Origin of the sequence: Segatella copri (assembly GCF_015074785.1) — a bacterium.
In the GTDB taxonomy this organism is placed as follows: Bacteria; Bacteroidota; Bacteroidia; order Bacteroidales; family Bacteroidaceae; genus Prevotella.
In genome coordinates this window covers 3,590,669-3,615,573 of the sequence record NZ_CP042464.1, presented here as the reverse complement: position 1 = coordinate 3,615,573, position 24,905 = coordinate 3,590,669, and the positions used below count along the sequence as shown (strand labels likewise).

General features: G+C 47.2%; 14 protein-coding genes, 1 tRNA gene and 3 rRNA genes. 1 reads left to right on the top strand and 17 read right to left on the bottom strand.

Annotation, left to right across the window (positions count from 1 at the left end):
- Nucleotides 1-9 precede the first annotated feature (9 nt).
- The 16 genes from FO447_RS14805 to FO447_RS14730 form a co-directional block, all read right to left on the bottom strand.
- The gene (locus FO447_RS14805; protein ID WP_200757022.1) at nt 10-513 is read right to left on the bottom strand and encodes a S24/S26 family peptidase; all 504 of its coding nucleotides are present in this window, start codon (nt 511-513) and stop codon (nt 10-12) included.
- Between the two features lie 39 nt (nt 514-552).
- Nucleotides 553-1,476 (bottom strand): hypothetical protein, encoded by a 924-nt coding sequence (locus tag FO447_RS14800; protein WP_200757021.1) that lies wholly within the window; start codon nt 1,474-1,476, stop codon nt 553-555.
- A gap of 249 nt (nt 1,477-1,725) precedes the next feature.
- Nucleotides 1,726-3,117, bottom strand: coding sequence for a phosphoglucosamine mutase (glmM, locus tag FO447_RS14795; protein WP_200757020.1), 1,392 nt, complete (start codon nt 3,115-3,117; stop codon nt 1,726-1,728).
- A 24-nt stretch (nt 3,118-3,141) separates the two neighbouring features.
- Nucleotides 3,142-3,840 (bottom strand): DUF4827 domain-containing protein, encoded by a 699-nt coding sequence (locus FO447_RS14790; RefSeq protein ID WP_200757019.1) that lies wholly within the window; start codon nt 3,838-3,840, stop codon nt 3,142-3,144.
- A 163-nt stretch (nt 3,841-4,003) separates the two neighbouring features.
- Nucleotides 4,004-5,038, bottom strand: coding sequence for a DHH family phosphoesterase (locus tag FO447_RS14785; RefSeq protein ID WP_418857774.1), 1,035 nt, complete (start codon nt 5,036-5,038; stop codon nt 4,004-4,006).
- 15 nt (nt 5,039-5,053) lie between these two features.
- Nucleotides 5,054-5,965, bottom strand: a complete 912-nt coding sequence (locus tag FO447_RS14780; protein WP_022120329.1) for a nucleotidyltransferase — start codon at nt 5,963-5,965, stop codon at nt 5,054-5,056.
- A 187-nt stretch (nt 5,966-6,152) separates the two neighbouring features.
- Nucleotides 6,153-8,558 carry a BamA/TamA family outer membrane protein gene (locus FO447_RS14775; protein WP_200757015.1) on the bottom strand — a complete coding sequence of 802 codons (2,406 nt, stop codon included), beginning with the start codon at nt 8,556-8,558 and terminating at the stop codon, nt 6,153-6,155.
- Entirely contained in the window at nt 8,558-13,318 is a 4,761-nt protein-coding gene (locus tag FO447_RS14770) for a translocation/assembly module TamB domain-containing protein (RefSeq protein WP_234699018.1), read from the bottom strand. The genes FO447_RS14775 and FO447_RS14770 overlap by 1 nt, the downstream gene beginning before the upstream one ends.
- A gap of 17 nt (nt 13,319-13,335) precedes the next feature.
- On the bottom strand, nt 13,336-14,004 hold the full coding sequence (locus FO447_RS14765; protein ID WP_022120326.1) for an RluA family pseudouridine synthase: 669 nt from the start codon (nt 14,002-14,004) through the stop codon (nt 13,336-13,338).
- Nucleotides 14,005-14,033: 29 nt separating this feature from the next.
- Nucleotides 14,034-14,792, bottom strand: a complete 759-nt coding sequence (gene fabG, locus FO447_RS14760) for a 3-oxoacyl-[acyl-carrier-protein] reductase (protein ID WP_022120325.1) — start codon at nt 14,790-14,792, stop codon at nt 14,034-14,036.
- A gap of 52 nt (nt 14,793-14,844) precedes the next feature.
- Nucleotides 14,845-15,441 carry a TetR/AcrR family transcriptional regulator gene (locus tag FO447_RS14755; protein WP_006847902.1) on the bottom strand — a complete coding sequence of 199 codons (597 nt, stop codon included), beginning with the start codon at nt 15,439-15,441 and terminating at the stop codon, nt 14,845-14,847.
- Between the two features lie 159 nt (nt 15,442-15,600).
- Nucleotides 15,601-15,673: transfer RNA gene (locus tag FO447_RS14750), tRNA-Met, on the bottom strand.
- Between the two features lie 200 nt (nt 15,674-15,873).
- Complete coding sequence (locus tag FO447_RS14745; RefSeq protein WP_117727821.1) at nt 15,874-16,314, bottom strand: lytic transglycosylase domain-containing protein; 441 nt, start codon at nt 16,312-16,314, stop codon at nt 15,874-15,876.
- 409 nt (nt 16,315-16,723) lie between these two features.
- Nucleotides 16,724-16,836, bottom strand: a 5S ribosomal RNA gene (gene rrf / locus FO447_RS14740).
- Between the two features lie 106 nt (nt 16,837-16,942).
- Nucleotides 16,943-19,840 (bottom strand): 23S ribosomal RNA (locus tag FO447_RS14735).
- 347 nt (nt 19,841-20,187) lie between these two features.
- Nucleotides 20,188-21,719: ribosomal RNA gene (locus FO447_RS14730) — 16S ribosomal RNA — on the bottom strand.
- Together the 16S, 23S and 5S rRNA genes form the textbook arrangement of a ribosomal RNA operon.
- Before the next feature lie 464 nt (nt 21,720-22,183).
- On the opposite strand from FO447_RS14730, the gene FO447_RS14725 reads away from it, so the two are divergent.
- Nucleotides 22,184-22,849: a B3/B4 domain-containing protein gene (locus FO447_RS14725; RefSeq protein WP_200757008.1), complete on the top strand. Its 666-nt coding sequence runs from the start codon at nt 22,184-22,186 to the stop codon at nt 22,847-22,849.
- A gap of 461 nt (nt 22,850-23,310) precedes the next feature.
- Here FO447_RS14725 and FO447_RS14720 read toward each other — a convergent pair whose 3' ends face one another.
- The gene (locus FO447_RS14720; protein WP_200757006.1) at nt 23,311-24,891 is read right to left on the bottom strand and encodes a SusD/RagB family nutrient-binding outer membrane lipoprotein; all 1,581 of its coding nucleotides are present in this window, start codon (nt 24,889-24,891) and stop codon (nt 23,311-23,313) included.
- Between the last annotated feature and the right edge of the window lie 14 nt (nt 24,892-24,905).

The window sequence follows — 24,905 nt, the reverse complement described above, 5'->3', positions numbered from 1 at the left end:
TCTTGTTTTTTAGTTTTTATATGATAAACGGATATAGAGCTTGATTATTTTAAGCAAGACCCTACGCACAGGCCTCAACCTCTGCCATCTGTGCCAGTTTCTGAGCGCTTTCTGCGAGATGAGACTCTTGCGGCTGCCATCGGGACAGATGACAGCATGCGCCTTCGCAATGACATCCTTGCGCAGGCAATGCTCCTTAAAACCGAGATTTCCATCGCCCGTCAGCACGATACGGCAATCATCTGCAGAAAAGGATGCGGGGGAAGCTGCTCCTGTAACAGGCTCTATCCCGATGATGCGATGCACCACCGGATAGCCTTCTTCTACCCTCGCCATCACAATATCGCCCACCTTCAACTCGCCTTCTACCGGATAGAATTCTACGCAATCTCTACCACCTACGATAAAGGGAAGCATGCTGGTGCCCTTGACCGGAAACTTGACAGGACGACCTTCACGGATGAATTGCTCGAGCGCGGCTATTGCCTTATATTTTGAATCGGATATATTCATCTTTCTATTGTACGATTGGTTTTTACCCGACGGTTGGTTTTACAGACTGATGGTCTGACTGCAAAGGAGGGCTGCACCGGCATCAGGCAGACAGTCGAGCTGATAAAGCCGGGTAGCCCCGATCAGCTTCTCTATCGTTTGATGCTGGCCATCTGCAATTTCCTTCTCCCATGCCTTGCCGGAGACAGAACTCTTGATAGACACATAAGACTCTAAGACGGTCTGTTTTCTGATTTTATTCTCTGGCGCCTGGCACAATTGGACAATTGCCCCTATCGGATATTCCTCGTTCTTATAGCAAGGTGTCTTTCCGCTCCAAGGCGAGCCACTCACCATGGGCGTACCTTCGTGCGATATATATACCACCGGGTTGTCATCATTCAGCAATCGGGTGCCCTCGATATGTTTGAGCCACAGTCCGGAATGCGTACTCTTTCCCGTTCCGCTCTTGCCCAGGAAGAGATAAGCCTTACCATCCTTTACTACGGTAGAAGAATGAAACAGGAGTGTATCTCCGGCAGCCGAACGCATGGCATAGAGCAGCATCAGCGAGGTGTCAACGGTTGCCTTGAGGGATCCGAAAGCCGACTTCTGGCCGAAGGTGCCAGCAGGAACCAGAAGACTGGAATGCTGATAATCATGCCCTGTAACCAGTATCGATTTCATATCAGTCATTGCCAGCAGGAACGCCTTCTGCTTCTCTCCCAGACTACCGCTGATAATGAGCTGTCCCTCCTCATCCTGTCTGCATTCCTCCTTGAAGCCGGCAGGTTTCCTCAGTTCTTCCCCGCTTTCGTTCAAGGTAAGAGAGAAGGAGGTCAGGGCAGCAGATGCGATCTGTTCATCGCATTCAAACGCCTGATAAGCCTCCAGTAAAACAGCCATCATCTCCTGAGAGGAATCAGGATAAGAAAGGCTGAACCCGACATGGGCTACCTGATAATGCTTTATAATAGATTCCATTATTCTGTAATTTTATTTATGCTCCCTATCAGGAACGGATCAAGATTTTCATTGCTGCAACGAAGGCCTCAGAACCCGCATTGTCAGCAATTTTGCAACAAAAATACGACTTTTATCTGAGAAAGCCAAATCTTTCTCTATCTTTCTTTAAATTGGAGCATTTGCAGATGGAAAACTGCGCACAAAAAAAGAGATGAAGCTAAATCTACGTTGCTTCATCTCTTTTTATATGATTTCATATTCAGTATCTTACTGCATATCGTAAACCACCTGCATGAGCTTCTTGCCCAGTTCATCAGCCTGCGCCATGGTAGAAGCCTCACTATATACGCGGATAATAGGCTCGGTATTACTCTTGCGGAGGTGAACCCACTTGTCAGGGAAATCAAGCTTGACGCCATCGATATCTGTTACGGTGACATCCTTTTCCTTACCATACATCTCCTTAACCTTCACGAGGATAGCATCTACATCGGTCAATGGAGTCAGGTCGATGCGGTTCTTGGCGATGAAATAGTTAGGGAAGCTGGCACGGAGTTCGCTCACCTTGCAGCCCTTGTGAGCCAGACTGCTCAGGAAGAGGGCGATACCAACGAGGGCATCACGACCGTAATGGCTCTCTGGATAGATAACTCCACCATTGCCTTCACCACCGATAACAGCGTGAACATCCTTCATCTTGGTAGTTACATTCACCTCGCCTACAGCAGCTGCAGTGTACTTGCCACCATGCTTCGCGGTAACATCACGGAGGGCACGGGTAGATGAAAGGTTGCTGACGGTATTGCCTGGAGTCTTGCTCAATACGTAATCTGCCACACTTACCAAGGTATACTCTTCGCCAAACATCTTGCCATCTTCGCAGATGAAAGCCAGACGGTCAACATCAGGGTCTACAACGATACCCATATCGTAGCCACCCTTCTTCAACTCATCCATGATACCACCGAGGTTCTTCTCCAATGGCTCCGGATTATGAGCGAAGTCGCCTGTAGGCTCACCATTGAGGAAAGTATATGCTACACCGAGCGCATCGAGCAACTCTGGAAGAATAACGCCACCCACTGAGTTGATGGAATCTACACAAACCTTGAAGTGGGCATTCTTGATTGCTTCGACATCTACGAGCTTCAAAGCAAGTACGGAGTCGATATGGCGCTTGTTGAAGGTATTGTCTTCAGTATATTTTCCGAGATGATCCACATCCGCATAGTCGAAGTCTTCCTTCTCTGCGATACCCAGCACCTCGTTACCATTAGCTGCTGTGAGGAACTCACCCTTCTCGTTGAGGAGCTTGAGGGCATTCCACTGGCGTGGGTTGTGAGAAGCTGTGATGATGATACCGCCGGCCGCACCACTCATGGTAACAGCAAGTTCGGTGGTAGGAGTAGTAGCCAGACCGATGTTCAATACATCGTAGCCCATACCCATGAGGGTTCCACAAACCACATTCTTTACCATCTCGCCAGAGATGCGCGCATCACGGCCTACAACGATGGTATTACTCTCTGAAGCACCGCTACGGCGAATGAAGGTAGCGTATGCTGAAGTGAACTTTACGATATCGAGCGGATTCAAAGTATCGCCCGCTGGACCGCCGATAGTACCGCGGATACCAGAAATTGACTTAATCAGTGTCATAAATATATCTTTCTCTTTTAATGTTTATCTTCCTTTCTGCAGGGTCATGTCGTAGACACATGCCTGCACACTGCCCGATGCCGATGTGGTACCGTAAGAGTGAGGTACGAGCAGGCGGACATGAGCGATGCGTTCATCATCAGTCTTCGGTCTGCCTATCTTAATCCAGGTGAATGGTATGAGCCAACCGCTAGGCACGGTAGAACTTACACTGCCATAATTGGATGAATTATATGTTCTGGCCATCAGACTGGCTTTAGGATCAACGAAAGAACCGGTGAATGTACCGGAAGTATTGGTAACGCTTATCTTATCTATATAATAGGAATAAGCAGGAACTTTGTTTGAAAGCGTGAGACACTTATCGCTCATTTCTGCAGCATACGAAAGGTTATACTCATCAAAGCGGACCAATACATCTACCGATGTACCTTTCTTGATATAGTCGCCACATCCCTGGTCAATCACCTGCATGTAGATACCGTTACTGTTGAAAAGTACCCATTCGTTGTTGTTCTTTGCTGTATCCGTCAGTTTTTCATTATTTTTCCAACGTCTGTTGAACTCATCCTCGGAGATGACCTTAATATTTTCCTTACGCAAGAAAGAGCTGATAGAATCGAGCTCTCTGTCGCGCATGTCCTTATAAGTCTCACTATCATTGCATGCGGCAAACGATAAAACAGCCGCGAAAGCAATCATTGCAAACAAAAATTTCTTCATTCTTCTTTTTAAAATCTGATTTATTGGGCAAAGGTACAAAAAAGATAAGACAACACCGAGAGGAATAGGTTGATTTTATTATTATTTATCACTTATTATCATCCTATTGCCTCAAAACGGGGTTGTTTTCTGTCTTTTTCGTCATTTCTAAGGAAAAAATCGGCTACTTCAGCATATCGGCGTATGCCAGGATAGCCTTCAATGCTATCTGCTCTGCCTCCTGTATGCTGCAAAGCAATTTGCCGCCAGAAGCATTGCGATGACCGCCACCATTGAAGAACTCGGCTGCCATCTTATTGCATGGGAAATCGTCTACCGAACGGAGACTTACCAATATGCGATTGTCTATATCTGTATCTTCACGAAGAGAAATGGAGAGTTTGTGTCCCTTGATTGTAAGAGGCACGTTCACCAGTCCTTCCAGATCGCCCTTGATAAAGTCATACTTCTTCAATTCTTTACGGGTCACTGTATAGAAACTGGCATGAAGTCCCTCTACTACCTGCAGCTTTTCATTCATCAGATAGCCACGGAACCGGACTGCCGGAATGCGGGCATTATTGAAGACATTGCGGTAAATCTTATCCTTGTCGATGTTCTTGGTAAGCAGCAAGCAGATGATGTAATAGATATAAGGCTGGGTAGAATTATAGGTAAAACCGCCCGTATCGGTCATCATGCCGCAATAGATGCAGGTAGCCCAAGTCTGATCCATCTGTGGGAAACCTCCCAACTGCCAGACTACACGGAATACCAGGTCGCTGGCACTGCTGGCATGTGGCTGCGAAACCAGCAGCTTAGCCTCAAGATTAGGAGACAGATGGTGGTCGATGATGACACGCTGAGTCTTGCAACCCAACAATACATGGTCCATCTCATCAAGACGTCCCTCACTGCTAAAATCAACACAGCATACCAAGTCGGCTTCATCGAAAGCTCGCTGCACCAGTTCAGGCTGTCTGTCATATCGCAGGATACCAGCAGCTCCAGGCAACCAGGAAATAGAATCCGGTATCATATCCGGCACACAAATGTCAACTTTCTTGCCCAAAGAGCGAAGATAACCAGCCCATCCCAAAGAAGAGCCGATGGCATCACCGTCTGGCGACTTATGGGCACAGACGACAATACGATGAGAAGCCGCTATCGTCTCTCGGAGAATAGCGGCTTCCTGATCTGTCAATATATTAATGTTTATATCCATCACATTAAATTAGAAGAGCTTGTTTGGATAAACACCCTCGTCGATAAGATGCTGAATCTTGTCAACAACACTCTGGCGGTCGGCAGCATAAGTTACACCAAACCACTTGCTGGTAGTATCGAGCACCTTAACAGTAGCTGTACCCTCATTGATGAGCTTGTTGACCATCAAAGGGATGAAGAACTCAGCCTTCTTGTTTTCCATATTCTTAGGATCACTCAAGAACTCCTTGAAGTACTCCTCACTATGCTGGAAGTAATCAGGTGTGAAGCCCCAAACGTTCATGGAAACAGGAGTATTGTCGCCAACAGCAACCCACTCGCCCTGCTCGTCCTTGTAAGATACCTTACCGTCGATACGCATGATCTCGGTACGCTCTACACAGGTTGTCAAGTTCTCATCAGCATCCTTAGAGCAGATGCCGCGAGCTACGGTACCATTCTCACTCAAGGTATTACCTACACGGAAACCTACCATGGCATAACGATTCTTGCTGCCCTCTGGAAGTTCAGAGAGGAACTTGCCGATTACCATGAAGCAATCGCGGTTGTAGAAGTCATCGCAGTTGATTACGCAGAAAGGTTCCTTGATGATATCCTTTGCCATCAGGACAGCATGGTTTGTACCCCATGGCTTCTCACGACCTTCTGGAACTGAGAATCCCTCTGGGAGATCATCCAATGCCTGGAAACAAAGTTCTGCAGGAATATGACCCTCATACTTTGAAAGAATCTTCTCACGGAACTGATCTTCGAAGTCCTTGCGGATAACGAATACGATCTTTCCGAAACCAGCCTGAATAGCATCATAGATGCTGTAGTCCATGATAGTCTCACCATTAGGACCCAGACCATCAAGCTGTTTCAAACCACCATAACGGCTACCCATACCGGCAGCCAAAAGCAATAACGTAGGTTTCATTTTGTCTATACTTTTATTTATTAATAGTTGATAGTTATTTATAAAATAACGATGCAAAAGTAACAAAAAAAATGCAGTTAACCGCACGTTTTCCTACTTTTTTTTGATTAATATCAATTTTTGTCCTTTTATGCACTATCTGTAACACATATCAGACTTATTTTCGGACACATCTCCCAGGCTAAACCTAGAAAGGATAACCCACAGCGAAATGCAGACTCTGGGCATCCTTGAACCGACGGATGTTATAGAAGCCATTCTTGCCGGTATCGTAAGGAACATGCAGACCGATACCCCAGTCGACACGTATCACAAACATACCCATGTCATAACGCACACCGACACCGGTGCCTACCGCCAGTTGCCGGAAAAACTTGTCAACATCAAACTTGCCGAGCGGACTGTACTCATGGTTGCGTAAGGTCCACACATTACCTGCATCCAGGAAAAGGGCTCCATAGAGATCGCCCCATACCTTCTGACGGTATTCCAGATTCATCAGATACTTGATGTCGCCCGTCTGGTCGATATACGAATACTTGCTGTTGGTAGGCTGGTATCTGCCCGGTCCGATACTCCGCACATTAAAGGCTCGCACACTGTTGGCACCACCGATATAGAACTGCTCATAATAAGGAGCATTCTCGGCATTGCCATAACTCCAGATAATGCCGGCATTGACATGTCCCACCAGCGTACCATCCTGGGTGATACGCCAATATTTCACGAAATCTGTCTCCAGTTTCAGAAACTGAGCAAACGGATTCTTGAACATCTTCTTGTCTTTCTCGTTCCATCCCTTTCCGGCCGCCATGTAACCGAGCGAAAGGATATTGGCTGCCTCGCTGATGGTGGTTGACCAGGTGATAGGATGGCGGTAACGGCGCGGACTGCGATAAGTATAGGTATAACTCATCTTAGGCACAAACTGGTCGCGCATCGATATCTGAAGATAAGGATGCAGGGCGAGGATGCTATCGAAAGCGGCTGTGCGGCTGTTCATAAACTCATAAGAGAGAATCAGCGGGCTGAAAGAATGCTGATGCTGGTAAGAGGTAGACCACGCATAGGTTAACTCGCCCGCTGCCACATGACGTCGGAAATAGCTGGCTCTGTTCAGCACATTCATCGAAGCCTTGATGGTAGTAGTTGGCACACCCCGATATCGGGTAGGCATGTGTCCGGCACGGTATCTGCGCTCATTCTGCTCCATCGTTCTGAACATATTCCAAGGCGTGATGATGCGAGGGAACTCTACGGAAACATCCGATCCGTATTCATAGGAATTGATGCGGGTAGAACCTCCACCAGCCTGACTGACGGTTTGCCACTCATGCGAACCATGCAGGTTGACTGTAAGTTTCTCGCCTCCATGAAAAGCATTGCGCTTGGTAAGACCCACTACCAACTCCGGTCCTACTCTACCGGTCGTTTTGCCGCGGGCATTTGCCTCGACATAGAAATCGTATGGTTTGTCGAATACCAGATCGATATTGGCATCCAAAGTATCACGATATACTACATTGCCCAGACTGTCGAGGGTTTGCACCGAACGGGGGGTAAACTGGATGCTGGAATAGCTGAAGAGTCCCATCTCCTGGAGTCCGGTCTTGGCACGCTCCTCGGTACGTACCCGATACAGTTCACGGGGACGCAGGCGCAGACTCTGCAAAACGATGCCCGGACGTATCGGCATCTTTCTTCCATTATAATGGAAACTCAGATAGCTGCGCACAAAGGAATCCTTCAACTCCTCCATATACTGCTTTCTGAAATTAACATGAATCTTTCCGATATACCACTGGCGGGTAGCCCTATCGTCCACGCTGTCTGCCATCATCAGCCGCAACTGCACCTTGCCGGGCACATTCACGGTATCGGCAAGATAAGAAGCATAACTGTTCTGATAGAAATAATAGCCCCTGTTGCGGAACAGACGGGTGATACGCTGACGTTCCGATTCCATGTTGGCGACATTGAAAGGACTCCCCTTCCGTATGAGCGCCTTGTTCATGGAAGCATCTATAAACTGCTTGCTCTTGGCTGGGAAGTTGAGATAAGCCATAGAATCAAGCGTCCAGAGATGACCGAAGTCTACCTGATAGGCAACCTTCGCCTTCTTCGGATTGCTCTGTGTCAGCACATCATAAGTCACCTTACCGTTAAAATAGCCATATTTATCGAGCTGATGCTCGGCTACCTGGGCACGGAGCTGCGGATTCACATTCGCCATCAGCTTAGGTTTGGAACCGAATACCTTGGTTATCCACTTAGCCAGTGCTCCATCCGACTGAGAGAAAGCATTCCATATCCACAGACGCACAGGGAACGGCGTGCGGTAATAGCTGCTTCCGAACAAGGCACCGTTCGGAGCCGAAGCCAGGGCATACTCCATCTCGGTGATGGTAGAATCAGCATAAGATCCCTTCTCGTAGTTCTTATACTCGATAGGTACCAGACCCGTAAACAGCTGCTCGTCTTCTTTCAGCGCACTGGTTGAAGAGCAACCCGTTATGAGCTGCCCCGACAACATCAGCAATGCTGCCACATATATAATAAGGTATAACCTGTTCTGCTGTTTCATATCGCTCATTACTTTTCGTTAAGTTTCAATGGGTCAAAGTCCTTTGTTCTGGCTTTCTCCATCGTATCCTTCTTTTCGTTCGTACTCTTCTTCACCGCAGGATTCTTCTCCATTGGGGCTGCAGGAATCTGCTGCTTATCGGTCTTGAACCGGAAGATGTCCTTGAAATGCTGCAACTTTCTCTGCCATTTGAAACCGACACCGTACTCACCTATCAAACCTTCGAGCCAATCGTAGGTATTGTTGTTGTAGAAGGCACGGATATACTGGCTCGCACCTTCGTTGAGACGGTACTGCAATTCGATATTGTTGAAGAATGCATCATCATTGTTGGCTGCATTCTCCATTTCTGCACCGGTAGAAACCTTACCGCCCACACTGAAACTCAAGCGGTTGTTGAAGAACCGCTTGGCAAACTTAAAGTTGTAATCGGTGTGCATGGCACCTGCTGCATTGGTGGAGTTATCTACCGACATACCGACATCCACACCCACAGAACGCATCGCTGAACCTGCAATATTATTGATCTCTGAGTTGAGGAATGAGGTCAAGGCACTGTTCATGGAGAACGAATTGGTATTTCCGTTGGCAAGATACATGCCCGAAGCCAGCATCGTAATGGCTATCTTACCCCGCTCTTCAATACTCATCGTGTTCAGTTCATCCTGCAAGGTGGCATCGTTTGGTGAGGAAACGATAAACTGGATGCCTGGCTTATTCAATGTCTGCGAGAGTTTTACGCCACAAATGAAATCCACCGAGCGGCCGGTTCCCTGTCCCTCGTTTACCGTTGTCCTGACATTCTCTGTTGCCGTGATGTTCAGGGCCGGGTTGAACGGATCGCCGTTAAACTCTATGTAGCTGCCGTCCTGGATATCAAACGTCTTGAGCGGAATGACAGGCAACGAATATTTCATCTTGCCATTGTTCAGGGTATACTTGCCCGTGATGCCGATGCCATCAACCGAATTGTAAGTCATCGTCAGATCACCACCGCCCATCAGGTCGATGTAGTTGGTCTGGTCGGCATTCAAAGCACAGAGGATATGAGCCGACTCGTCTATCGACATGCCCAACATCATGTTCAATCCTTCCAGTGCCGGACGTTCAACAACGACAGGCTTGCCGCTCTTGAAATTCGTAAACTTCACCAGTTCATCGAGCTGAGTATCTGTAGTCAGTTCCGATTCTTTCAGCACATACGTCATATCCGTATTACCGAGCACATCCAGCTTACCCTGCATCTTCAGATTGCTTACCGGTCCGCGCATCGCACCATAGAAGTTGACATACGCCTTGCCGAAAGCCTCGGAACGGGCATTCTCCTTGGCATCAATCAGCAGGAAGTTCTGTGCTCTCATCCGGATATCGAGCATCATCTTCTCTATATTCGTAAAGTCGAGACTGCCCTGGATATTGAGCGGACTCTCATTGTTGGCATACATCATGAAGTTTTCGAAGAGCAACTTGCTGTCTATGATACGGACAGGATCGTTGGCAAAACGCATCGTGATGCCATACGGCACACTGACGAGATAAGCCGAATCCAGATATACTTCGCCCTCTACATCCAACTGGCTCAAGGCTCCCTTCAAACTCAGTTTTCCTTCGCCATATCCCTTCAGACCCATAATCTGGTCAGGAACAAAACCGTTGACAAAATGCAGAGGCAACTTCTCCATACCCACTTCGGCATCGAGATAACCGTTTCCTTCCGACTTGTAAGTACCCTTTACGGTAGCTACTTCTTCACCCTCATAATTGAGGAAACCATCTACATAATGAGAGCCGTCGCTCTTTGGCATGTAAACGAATTCAGTACCGACATCTCCCATCGGACACTTTTCGTAAACCATATTGTCGATGTTCAGATTAGAAGAAACCGAGAATTCATCCTTGGTCTGGATAATATGGAAGTCGCCGTCAAGAATACCCGAGATATCCGGCATATAAGGAATCACGCTGAGCACTTTATCCAGATTAAACTGGCTCATGCTCACCGTAAGATCCTGCAGCGCTTCTTCGTTTTCATCATTGCTGTATATACGGATACCCATGCCGTTGGCTGCCTTCAGACTCAGATTGGCAGAAACACGGTCGTCATTGCCCAACATCAGATAGTTGTCATCGTTGGCAGTAAACTTCTTGTAACCCAGGACAGGATGGGTATCAATGAGCGAAATCTTCACACCGTTTTCCAGCAGCAGTGCCTCCAGACCCACATCTACACCCAATCTGTTTTTGGCATCATAGATGCGGGCATTGATATTGGAACCCTTCTCCTGCAGTTCGCCCTCTACCTGTGCACGGAACACATACTGAGGATTATGCTTGTTGTTCTGAACACGTGCTGCATAGCGGATGGTATCGCCCTCAGTCTTCACCAAGGCACGGATCGTATCCAACTGCATGCCACTCGCTACCAGAGAATCGATGTTGAGATAACCATTGACACCCGTTACAGGCGACATGGTCATCTTCATATCCACCGTCTTGAAATCATAACCGCAGTAAGCGATGAAACGGGAAATGAAATTGTCCTTTCCTGTGGTAAGATAAACATGACCGAACGGGAACTGGCTGCGAATCTTCACCTGGTCAATATGATGGTTCCTAAGCTGATGAGCCAATTCTTTCTGCAATCCGGCAAAACGGCTCAGCAACTGCTTATAGCCTCCGTGTACATCCATGTTGAGATGGAAGTCGCCGCAATCGATGACTGCGTGCGTGGTATCTCTGCGGGTAAAGACATCGGCGTCAACACCCACCGGACGGTAATTCTTTTTTGCCGTACGAACCGTAATATCACTCATCGAAGCCATGATGTCGTGACTGTCCTTCAGGTCGGACCTGATATCCATGTGACCGCAGAGCGACAGGCGCATCGGTGCCTTCGTTACCTCTAACGAATAAAGATTCACATCGCGGACATCTGCCACCAGGGTAGCCTCCAGTTTCTTGGAATTCGTAAGTGCATCAAGGCTGACGAGCCCCGTAAGATACTGGTTCTTGCTGTCGATATCGGCATGCACCTTACCATTAGCAACGTGAGCCACTGCCAATACATGATCCAGTTTGTATTTGCCATACTGAATCTGGTTTACCTGTGCCTTAGCCTGTAATCGGGTACGAGGAGAGAGGAAATCGGTTCCCACTCCCTTCGCCTGCAATGAGCCGGTGAAAGAATGCAAATCCTGTTTTGGAAGGAAATGCTTTGCCTGGATGTTGTGCGCCTGAATCTTAGCTTGATAAGCCAGACGGTTCATATCGATACTGCCGTCTTTCCGGGTCTTCGCATCTATCTTGGCATCTACCCTCATTCTGCCACGACCTTCGGTAATGGCGAGTCGGGTAGCATATCTGGAGCCGTCTGCCTGAATGTTACCACGGATTCCGATACCGCTAGGCACACGTATCTCCTGCATCAGAGAAGGGTCAAGCATGGCGGTAATGAAATCCAGATGATAGGTACGGGCGTTCAGATCTACATTTGCCTTCAGACGGTTCATATCCGTCAGGTTACCCAATTTTCCATCAGCACTCAGTTCGAAGGCTGTAGGAAGCGACAGTTTCAAGCCCGAGAAAGATGCCTGCTGCATATTTCCCTTGAACGAACCTTCTATCTTCATCGGATAGAAAGGCCATTTCTTCTTCATGGCGTCTGGGAAGGCATCGCCTGCAAAGAGGAACAGGTCTGAACGGCCCAAAGCTCCCTTCAGCTGTGCCATCAACTTGCCAGGTTTCACCTCATCAAAGGCATTCATATCCATATCCACCGTTGCCTGCAACTGGGAGTATGGGGTACGGAGACAGATATCAGGCAACTGCAGTTTTACGGAATCCATCACGAATCTGCCATAGAGCTGGTCTACCTGCAAACCGCTTTTCTCCTTAAACTGAGCTTCACGAATCTTGACATCTATCTTCGAATCGCAATAATAGAAACAGTCTGCCTTCAAAGTCATGGCCGACAGAGCGATATGGTTAAAGTCCATGCCCGATACCGGACGGATATAGTTCTGGTCATAGTTCACCTTGCCATTCTTCCAGTCAAGATGACCTATCTGATAAAGTCCTTTATAAAGGTCGAGATAGGTAGTCTGCGCCACCGCATCTCCAAAATAAGCATTCACCTGAAGAGTATCTCCAGGCATGTGTAATACGAAATCAGTGTTCTTCAGTTTCAGTTTTTCGATATTCACCTTCCAGAAATTGGTACTAGGCGTAGTATCCGGCGGCACGGTATCGCTCAGTTCTACCGAGAGTCGGGCATCAGCCAACAGGGCATGATTCACCCTGACCTTCTCCTTACCGAGGTCAATGCCATGAGCCTTCAGGCGCAGATTACCTACATTGCCCTTGATTCTGGCTTCGTGAATAAAATTCGTGGTATTCACCTTCATCTGGGTGAAATTGAGTTCATCCACCATGACTTGACTTTCGAAAAGAGGCAACAATTGTACGTCTACCACCATCTTCTGGATGTCGGCAACGGTATCTCTCTTATTTCTTAAAGCCAAGTTTGGGGAATTCTTGAGTGAGTCGATTGGCTGAAGTACCTTTACGCCTTCCACTCCCAGTTTCAGAGGGAAGACGAGGCGTACTTGCTTTACCGAAATATCCATACCCGTCGACTCAGAGGCATAAGCAGCTACTTGCTTTACCGCCCAATTCTGAACAGGTGGCAGATAAAGCAGAATGGATAACAACAAGATGAGCACCAATGGAGTCAACACCGTGATTCCTGCCCATTTCGCATACCTCTTCATAAGCATGGATTTTTGAGTTAGGGTGCAATAGCCCGCCAAAGATTATCATCCGGCAGCGGAGCCTCTGCTACTATTGTTTCTTTAGACACAGGATGAACAAATTCTACTCTGTGTGAAAGGAGAGAAATACTGCCATCTGCATTGCTACGTGGAGAACCATATTTCAGATCTCCCTTGATAGGACATCCCATCTTGGCAAGCTGGCATCTTATCTGATGATGACGACCCGTCATCAAGTTCACCTCCAGAAGTGTATAATGGTCTGTATGACCTATCACCTTATACTTCAATATCGCTTTCTTCGAGTTTTTCACCTCATGGTCGTAAGCATAGCTCTTATTCTGCTTTTCATTTCTTACAATCCAATGGGTGAGCGTAGCCTCAGGTTCCTTTGGCATATTCTTCACGATTGCCCAATAGGTTTTGTGAACTTCGCCATCCCGGAACATATTGTTCAGACGGCTCAATGCCTTAGAAGTCTTGGCAAATACGACCAAACCCGAAACAGGACGGTCAAGGCGATGCACCACACCGAGAAATACATTTCCCGGCTTGTGATACTTCTCCTTGATGTACTGTTTCACAGTCTCCGAGAGAGGTTCGTCGCCGGTCTTGTCGCCCTGCACGATTTCGCCACTTCTCTTAGAGACTATGATTATATGGTTGTCTTCGTAAACTACCTGCATGTTTTATCAATAAAACGATTGCCGAGAGATTACATGTTCATACCACCGTCGATCTGAATAACCTGACCGCTTACATAGCTAGACAAGTCGGAAGCGAGGAAGAGGCAAACATTTGCGATATCCTCAGTCTGACCACCACGACGCAATGGAATCTTCTTCATCCAGTCCTTGCGGATTTCCTCAGGCAACTGTGCTGTCATTGCAGTCTCGATGAAACCAGGAGCTACCGCATTAGCGCGTACGCCCTTAGGCCCCAACTCCTGAGCGATAGACTTAGCCAAAGCAATCATACCAGCCTTAGAAGCTGCATAGTTGCACTGACCTGCATTACCATGAACACCTACTACAGAAGCCATGTTGATGATAGAACCACCACGCTGACGAAGCATGATTGGAGAGCAAGCATGAATGAAGTTGAAGGCTGACTTCAAGTTTACATTCAAAACAGCATCCCACTGAGCCTCGCTCATACGGAGCATCAAACCGTCCTTGGTGATACCTGCATTGTTAACCAGAATATCGATAGAACCGAAGTCCTCATGAATCTGCTTAACTGTCTTCTGTGTCTCCTCGAAATCTGCTGCATTACCAGCATAAGCACGACAGGTTACACCAAGAGCCTCAATCTCCTTACGGGTAGCTTCCAAACCGGCAGCCATATCGTCGTTGAGTACGAGGTCTGTAAATGCGATGTTAGCGCCCTCAGAGGCGAACTTCATAGCGACAGCCTTACCGATGCCGCGAGCAGCACCTGTTACAAGGGCTGTTTTACCACTTAATAATCCCATTTCTTTCTTATTTAATTAATTATCAATTAGTTACGTATTTACTATCTTTTATCTAGAGTTTCAAGCCTGACTTTCCCAAGGCACCATAAACCACCTTGGCAACCAAAGGTTTGCTCGACTCCACATTCATGCCATGGCCCAAACGTCCATAGATAAATGGAACTTCGAGACCTTTGATACAATAGTGAGTAATATCGGCCACCAGATCGATGTTATCAATATCAAACTCACCATCTTCTCTACCTTCGGCATAAATCCTTCTGAGAATCTCTATTTCATCTTCATCGAAGTTTTTTCTCGCCTTCTCAACCATCCAGATGTTTCGGAAGAACTCAGCACGGAGGTTACCGTTTCTTACAACCGTTTCCTTGATCATACTGAGGTGAGTATAGATAAGCTCGATGATTTTATCCTGTGGACGCATCTTGCAATTAGCAACCTCGTCCAACTTGTCCGAAAGACGCTCCAACTCTGATTCTATCACCGCGTAATAGACATCCTCCTTCCTACTGAAATAAGTATAAAGCGTACGTCTACCCTTACCAGAAGCTACAGCAATATCATTCATTGTAGTATTTGCTATACCATTCTTGGCAAAGAGTTGTCGTGCGACATCTACCAGTTTTTGTCTTGTTTTGGATACTGACATATTGAAGCCCTTCCTTTTTTATTAATTGCACATAAAAATATTATTGTGCAAAAGTAGCACTTTAATTCGAATTAAACAAATATTTAATGTTAAATTAATAAATTAGGGCATAAAAAAAACGGATAAGATGTTGTTGACCAACTTCTTACCCGATCATTGTTGCGGCGGCAGGACTCGAACATGCGACCTCCAGGTTATGAGCCTGGCGAGCTACCAACTGCTCCACACCGCGATATAATCAACTCATTTCTGAATTGCGAGTGCAAAGGTACGACTTTTTCCCGACCCCACCAAACATTTTGTCAGAAATCTGCATATATTTAACAGTTATTAAACAGAATAGCAACAAAACGTACATAAAAGAGGCGAAAACGAGTAAAAAGCAAGCCCGATTGCTCTTTTTCAGAACAATCGGGCCTTATGGAAAAAGAATTACTTTTTCAAAAGTTTCATTACCTTCTCGAAATATCTCTGAGTACGCTTCTTACTGAAATGATTACCGCCATTCCATGAACGGATTGCGTGCTCGATACTATTAAGAGGATTGTAGACACTCTGAATCAATAGAAACATTTCTTTAGATTTAGCGACATTATATCTATCAGCCAAAGTGTAGCGCTTCTTCGATTTCTTGCGCTTCAGAATATTATTACATTCTGCTACTAAAATTGGAGTGATCTGCATCACACCTACAGAGTTACCGCTCTTAGCTTTCGGATCACCCTTACTCTCTACCTGAATGATAGCGTCCATCACTGGAGTCCAGTCCATCTCGCTGGTAGAGGATACATTTCCTGATGTTGCAGCCGACGCTGCATGAATTTCTAATGTCAGCATTAACATGCTAACTAATACCATTGTTATTCTCTTCATATTAATTGTTTTATGGAACCTGAAAAGCTGAAATACAACATCAGTGATTTCGCGGTGGCAACTTGTGAGAAAAAGAAAGGCTGCTCACCTCAGTCCCGTTAGATACCTTAATGGATACCTTCTCACACAACAAAAAGCACAAGATACTGGTATCCTTATTCTTATCGTTTGCAAAGATACAAAAAAAAAACGAATTATGCAAGTAATTGGCTGATTATCAGCGCATTTTCACGTAATTAAACACTTAGGTTTGATATAAATCAATAGAAAGGTAAAAGAGTAAAAGGTAAAAAGGTAAAAGGAGCTGCGCCCATCTATCTGTGGGAAAAAGCTAGGCGATAAGAAAGCAGAACTGTAGGAAAAACAAAAAAGCCTCAGAAATCTTTCGAAATCTGAAGCTCTTGATAAAAGGAGGCGGCTACCTACTCTCCCGCATTGCATTGCAGTACCATCGGCGCAAGTGAGCTTAACTTCTCTGTTCGGAATGGGAAGAGGTGGGACCTCACCGCAATAACCACCTGATAATGGGTTATGACGTATTTGCACACAAGCAAACTGTTTATCAAGTAAAGAACCACCGTTCCTCTCGATTTTATCGAGAGTCAACAGCTGAAACTATGAACTATATTAAAGAAAGTGTTCGGGCAATTAGTAATGCTCGGCTTTGACATCGCTGTCTTTACACCTGCATCCTATCAACGTCATCGTCTCTGACGACCCTCAATGGAGTTCTCATCTTGCGGCTGGCTTCGCACTTAGATGCTTTCAGCGCTTATCCAATCCAGACTCAGATACCCAGCGGTGCGCCTGGCGGCACAACTGGTAAACCGGAGGTCTGTCCATCACGGTCCTCTCGTACTAGTGACGGCACCACTCAAAACTCCCACGCCCACGATAGATAGAGACCGAACTGTCTCACGACGTTCTGAACCCAGCTCGCGTGCCACTTTAATGGGCGAACAGCCCAACCCTTGGGACCTTCTCCAGCCCCAGGATGTGACGAGCCGACATCGAGGTGCCAAACCACCCCGTCGATATGAGCTCTTGGGGGGGATCAGCCTGTTATCCCCGGAGTACCTTTTATCCTTTGAGCGACGGAGTTTCCATACACATCCGCCGGATCACTATGCCCCAGTTTCCTGCCTGCTCGGCATGTCTGCCTCCCAGTCAAGCGCCCTTATGCCATTGCACTCTTTGAGGTCGGTTACCAATCGACCCGAGGGCACCTTTGGAAGCCTCCGTTACGCTTTTGGAGGCGACCACCCCAGTCAAACTACCCACCAAGCAGTGTCCTCGCACTAGCGAGTTAGACCTCAGACAGCCAAAGGGCCGTATTTCAAGGATGGCTCCACGAAAGCTGGCGCTCCCGCTTCAAAGCCTCCGGCCTATCCTACACATCGGATGACCAAGGTCAATGCTAAGCTGTAGTAAAGGTTCACGGGGTCTTTTCGTCCCATCGCGGGTAATCGGCATCTTCACCGATACTACAATTTCACTGAGCTCATGGTTGAGACAGCGTCCGGATCATTACACCATTCGTGCAGGTCGGAACTTACCCGACAAGGAATTTCGCTACCTTAGGACCGTTATAGTTACGGCCGCCGTTTACCGGGGCTTCAATTCAATGCTTCCCATTGCTGGTGACATCTCCTCTTAACCTTCCGGCACCGGGCAGGTGTCAGGCTGTATACGTCATCTTTCGAGTTTGCACAGCCCTGTGTTTTTGTTAAACAGTTGCCTGGACCTATTCTCTGCGCCTCGCTCATCACGAGGACCCTTTATCCCGAAGTTACAGGGTCAATTTGCCTAGTTCCTTAACCATGAATCTCTCAACGCCTTAGTATGTTCTACCCGACCACGTGTGTCCGTTTGCGGTACGGGTGCCGCATGGGTTAAGCTTAGCGGATTTTCTCGGGAGTATGATTACCCACACTATCAGATTCCTCCGAGGAGGACTCCGTACTGTCAGGTTCAGCTCGGAGAGTGGATTTGCCTGCTCTCCTCAACACCTACACCCTTCAACGGGGACTTCCGTCGCCCCGCGGTGGTTTCACTGCTCCGTCTCCACATCGCCCCATGCGGCAGTGACGGAATATTAACCGTCTCTGCCATCGCCATCGCCGTTCGGCTTAGACTTAGGACCCGACTGACCCCGGGCTGATTGGCATTGCCCGGGAAACCTTGGTCTTACAGCGGGAGGGAATCTAACCCTCCTTATCGTTACTTATTCCTACATTTGCTTTACTCACCGCTCCAGGATAACTTACGTACACCATTCGACGCTGTGAGTATGCTCCCCTACCGATACTTTTATAATTGCTATCCCGCGCCTTCGGTGTCTGCCTTATACCCGATTATTATCCATGCCCGGACCCTCGACTAGTGAGCTGTTACGCACTCTTTGAATGAATGGCTGCTTCCAAGCCAACATCCTAGCTGTCATAGGGACCAGACTTCGTTAGACTAACTCAGGCAGAACTCCGGGACCTTAGACGGCGGTCTGGATTCTTCTCCTCTCGGGGACGGACCTTAGCACCCGCCCCCTTACTGCCGGACTGCAAACCGTGAGCATTCGGAGTTCGTCAGGACTCGATAGGCGGTGAAGCCCTCTTGTCCTATCGGTCGCTCTACCTCTCACGGTGACCATCCGACGCGGCACCTAAATGCCTTTCGGGGAGTACGAGCTATCTCCAAGTTTGATTGGCCTTTCACTCCTACACTCGGCTCATCCAGAAGCTTTTCAACGCTTATTGGTGCGGACCTCCATCCCGTGTTACCGGGACTTCATCCTGGCCAAGTGTAGATCACTTGGTTTCGCGTCTACCCCCACTGACTGTGCGCCCTATTCAGGCTCGCTTTCACTGCGGCTACGTGTCTCGTGACACTCAACCTCGCCAGTGACGGTAACTCGTAGGATCATTATGCAAAAGGCACGCCGTCACACATTGCTGTGCTCCGACCGCTTGTAGGCGTATGGTTTCAGGAACTATTTCACTCCCCTGCTCGGGGTTCTTTTCACCTTTCCTTCACAGTACTCGTTCGCTATCGGTCTCACGGGAGTATTTAGCCTTACCGGATGGTCCCGGCAGATTCGCGCAGGATTCCTCGTGTCCCGCGTTACTCAGGATACCGCTATGCCTGATCTGGCTTCGTGTACAGGATTATCACCTTCTGTGATGTAACTTTCCAGATACTTCCACTCACCATTTCAGTACAATGTCGCGGTCCTACAACCCCGCTGGCGCCTTGCGACGTCAACGGTTTGGGCTGTTCCCCGTTCGCTCGCCACTACTGGGGGAATCATTCATTTATTTTCTCTTCCTGCAGGTACTAAGATGTTTCAGTTCCCTGCGTTAGCTCTCTTACATTGGTAAGAGTAACCGTCCTTCAGACGGCTAGGTTGTCCCATTCGGAAATCTCCGGATCAAGGGTTATTTGCACCTACCCGAAGCTTATCGCAGCTTATCACGTCCTTCATCGCCTCCGTGAGCCTAGGCATCCGCCATACGCCCTTTCTTACTTTCTTTACGACTGTATTTGCTATCAGTTTAACCTGACAGCGAATAAGTAGCTCATACTTTCAGCTGTATTCTAACTTGTGAAATCTCATCTTGCGATTTGATTCACTTTAGTCTGAACTAAAGTTCATTACTTACAGTTTTGCTTGTGTCAATATGTCAAAGATCTTCTTGCCTTAAAAGGCATGGTGGAGATTGTGGAGTTGAACCATTTTGCTTGAGCCATCCCTATATATTATATAATGTATAAGGAATCCCAGTCTCCTGTATTTAATTAAACAGATGGTGCGTACAAGAAGAGAAGCGAACTTTTAATCAGATCCCCTATCACTTCATAGGAAATTCGTCTCTCCAGAAAGGAGGTGTTCCAGCCGCACCTTCCGGTACGGCTACCTTGTTACGACTTAGCCCCAATTACCAGTTTCGCCCTAGGCCGCTCCTTACGGTCACGGACTTTAGGCGCCCCCGGCTTTCATGGCTTGACGGGCGGTGTGTACAAGGCCCGGGAACGTATTCACCGCGCCATGGCTGATGCGCGATTACTAGCGAATCCAGCTTCGTGGGGTCGGGTTGCAGACCCCAGTCCGAACTGAGACAGGCTTTAAGGATTAGATGCGCTTTGCAGAACACCATCTCTCTGTACCTGCCATTGTAACACGTGTGTAGCCCCGGACGTAAGGGCCGTGCTGATTTGACGTCATCCCCACCTTCCTCACACCTTACGGTGGCAGTGTCCCCAGAGTGCCCAGCTTGACCTGATGGCAACTAAGGAGAGGGGTTGCGCTCGTTATGGCACTTAAGCCGACACCTCACGGCACGAGCTGACGACAACCATGCAGCACCTTCACAGAGACCCCGAAGGGCGTCATTGTCTCCAAATCCTTCCTCTGCAATTCAAGCCCGGGTAAGGTTCCTCGCGTATCATCGAATTAAACCACATGTTCCTCCGCTTGTGCGGGCCCCCGTCAATTCCTTTGAGTTTCACCGTTGCCGGCGTACTCCCCAGGTGGGATGCTTAATGCTTTCGCTTGGCCGCTGACCTATTCAGACCAACAGCGGGCATCCATCGTTTACCGTGCGGACTACCAGGGTATCTAATCCTGTTCGATACCCGCACTTTCGAGCTTCAGCGTCAGTTGCGCTCCAGTGAGCTGCCTTCGCAATCGGAGTTCTTCGTGATATCTAAGCATTTCACCGCTACACCACGAATTCCGCCCACTTTGTGCGTACTCAAGGAAACCAGTTCGCGCTGCAGTGCAGACGTTGAGCGTCTACATTTCACAACACGCTTAATCTCCGGCCTACGCTCCCTTTAAACCCAATAAATCCGGATAACGCCCGGACCTTCCGTATTACCGCGGCTGCTGGCACGGAATTAGCCGGTCCTTATTCATAAGGTACATGCAAAAATCCTCACGAGGCTCACTTTATTCCCTTATAAAAGCAGTTTACAACCCATAGGGCCGTCATCCTGCACGCTACTTGGCTGGTTCAGACTCTCGTCCATTGACCAATATTCCTCACTGCTGCCTCCCGTAGGAGTTTGGACCGTGTCTCAGTTCCAATGTGGGGGACCTTCCTCTCAGAACCCCTACTGATCGTCGCCTTGGTGGGCCGTTACCCCGCCAACAAGCTAATCAGACGCATCCCCATCCATCACCGATAAATCTTTAATCTCTTTCAGATGTCTTCTAGAGACGTCATTGGGTATTAGTCTTACTTTCGCAAGGTTATCCCCAAGTGGTGGGCAGGTTGGATACGCGTTACTCACCCGTGCGCCGGTCGACGCCCATCAAAAGCAAGCTTTCGATGTCGTTTCCCCTCGACTTGCATGTGTTAAGCCTGTAGCTAGCGTTCATCCTGAGCCAGGATCAAACTCTCCATTGTAAAATATCATTTTTACTTTGCTAAATCCGAAAACTTAGCGAAGTGTTTGTTGTCTGTACTTAGGACGAATATCCTTTTCGTTTATTGAAGCTTAGTAAACCTGACTTGTCAATTTCTTGACGGTTCGTTTCTTTTACCCAGTCAACTTTCTTAATTATAAGAAGTTAACCGCTTCTTGTACTACTTGTCTGTTTATGTAAAATCTTTCAAAGAACTCTTTCTTTATTGCTAAGAGAAAGTGCATTTCTCAAAAGCGAGTGCAAAAGTACTAACTATTTTTCATTCCACCAAATCTTTTCGCAAAAAAGTTTCATTTTAACCAAACTTTTAACAGTTATAAACATTTAAGCTTTTTTTTACACCTTATTATATATATAAATAGACTGAACTTTTGGCTATTCCAATATTTCTTCGTACTTTTGCCCTACCAATCAGTAAGGTTTAACAGAAAACGGAAATTCATCATGAAAATTATTGTATCAGAAGAAATCGAATCGGTATGTCCCACCTTTGTGGGAGCATGTGTGGAAGCCAATGTGGTAAACACCCCTTATTGTCAGGAACTTTGGGATGAAATCAATGCCCTCGGTGAGAAATACAGACAGACGCTGACCACGGAATCGCTGAAAGAGATGAGTGGAATTGCCGCCACCCGAAAGGTGTACCGTGCCTGCGGCAAGGATCCATCGCGCTACCGTCCTGCATCAGAAGCCCTTATCCGCAGAATGCTGCAGGGCAAGGAACTCTACCAGAGAGATACGCTGGTGGATCTTGTGAACCTGGCGAGCATTGCATACGGCTACAGCATCGGCGGATTTGATGCAGACAAGTTTGAAGGCGACACCCTGACCCTGGGCGTAGGCAAAGCCGGCGAACCATACGAAGGCATCGGCAGAGGCATGATCAACATCGAAGGTCTGCCTGTTTACCGTGACAAGATAGGTGGTGTGGGAACTCCAACCAGCGATAACGAGCGAACCAAGATGAGTAGCGACACCACTCACCTGGTGGTTCTCATCAACGGATATGACGGAGACGAACAGCACGTTCGCGAGAATGCCGAATACATTATCCAGCTTCTGAAGAAATATTGCCAAAGCGATGGAGGCAGCTACTTCATCTACAAATAAGAGGATGTGTCATAAGTTTATGATTCACCCTCTTCTATTTGTTGAAAGAGATAGGATATGTTGCCGAAAGAGATAGGATATGTTGCAGGAAGAGACAGAAGAAGTTGCAGGAAGAGACAGAAGAAGTTATTGGAAGAGATAGGATATGTTGTTGAGACAGTCAGTATCTTCGGTCGCACAACACCTGTTGTGCGCTTGCATAACAGCTGATATGCGCATGCACAACAGCTGTTGTGCATGCGGTAGTCAACTGTTATGCACCAACTATCATTCAGACTTATGACACACCCTCATTAACCAAGAAATCTTTCTTATAAACATAAAAAGGGGACTGACCACTGCCAGTCCCCAAGACGAGAGAGATATAAGTGTTGACTTGGTCAACAACGAGGCAAATCACTTTGCCTTATATTCTTTATTATCATTACCTAAATAAGCCTTACTTATCCGCAGGAAAATCCTTATTTATTTGCCGGATGATCGTATGCAGAAGTACGCACATCCCAGAACATCTTACTATAATAGTTGTTTGTTCCGTCGGTCAACTTCTTCACAGCTTCATTCCAGTTGGCACCATTTAATGTACTCTCATTGGTAGGATATTTCACACGGGAAATAATCATGCCTTTCACTTCGCTCAATGGTTCAAACTTCACATTATTGCCATTGTAAACGGCTGTGATTTCACCTGGACGAAGCAACTGGTTTGGATAGCCTGTACGACGAACCTCAGTCCAAGCCTCAGTACCATTGGTAAAGAGATCGATGTACTTCTGGATAGCACATGTTTCAGCATCTACGTTTGTAGATACCGCATTAACATAAGCATCCACAACAGCATCAGAGATAGACTGACCTGCCAAATCATACCAATATTCGATAGAAGCCTTTACACCTTCCTTGTAATCCTCTGCGTCATAGCCATTGTACTCGCAGAGGATGAACTTCAACTCAGCATAAGTCATCAATGGCACAGCGTAAGTCTTGGTCAAGACTAAAGGCTGACCATTATACCAGTTTGGAGATGTAGCACGGAACTTATCCTGGGTACCTGTAGGACAAGCGTATGGAATACCATCGTATGTACCCTGAGCATTCTTGTTGGTATAGATAGAGATACGTGGATCTACAGTACCCTCCCAAGGATGGCTCTTGCCATTCAAATCATCTTTCTTACCCAACATCAGCTTGGTAAGCACATTGGTGATGGTGAAGTCGTTACGGCCATCAATATAGAAGCCCTCATAGAACTTACAATAGTCAGACCCTGAAGATGCGTAAGTAAACTTAGCCGCATCATCATTGCTCTCCATCACACCACTGGCTACCGCCTCAGCGATATACTTCTTCCAGTTGGAATCTACCTTAGACATGTGGATAGCCAGGCGGCACTTCAAAGAGTTACCAAACTTCTTCCACTTAAAAGCATCACCACCGAAGATAACATCACCTGAAGTGAAGGCACTCTGATTCTCATCAATCATACCTACTGCCTCATCCAACTCAGAAATCATACCAGCATAGATATCCTTCTGGTCATCATACTTGCAATAGAGAACACCCTTATCTTCCAGCTGTGCGATATCAGAGTAAGGAACATTGCCCCATGTATCAGTGATGACATCCATCAACCAGACCTTCATAATCTTGGCAGCAGCAATCTGGTTGCAGTTGGCACCATAAGCAGAAGCAGTATTCTTGGTAGCCTCATCGGTATTCATCTTGATGACCTTGTCGAAATTAGCCAATCCCATATAGAGGTAATTGAAATAACTGTTGTTTACAGACTCACGAATCTGATAACGGTCCTCCTCTGTATAGTTGCGCTGGGTCCACTGCTGAGAGTAAGCCAGACACTGACGACCGCTGAACCAGTTGTCGTAGATATTGTCCATGGTCCACTTCTCTGCACCTTCCATCAGCATGTTAGAAGGAACATTGCCCGGAGCGTTTGGATTCTCGTTGAGAGAATCCAGGTCATCGCAAGATGCCATAGGTAAACAAGCCGCTCCTATCAATATATATTTTAAAATCTTCTTCATAACTTTTCCATCTT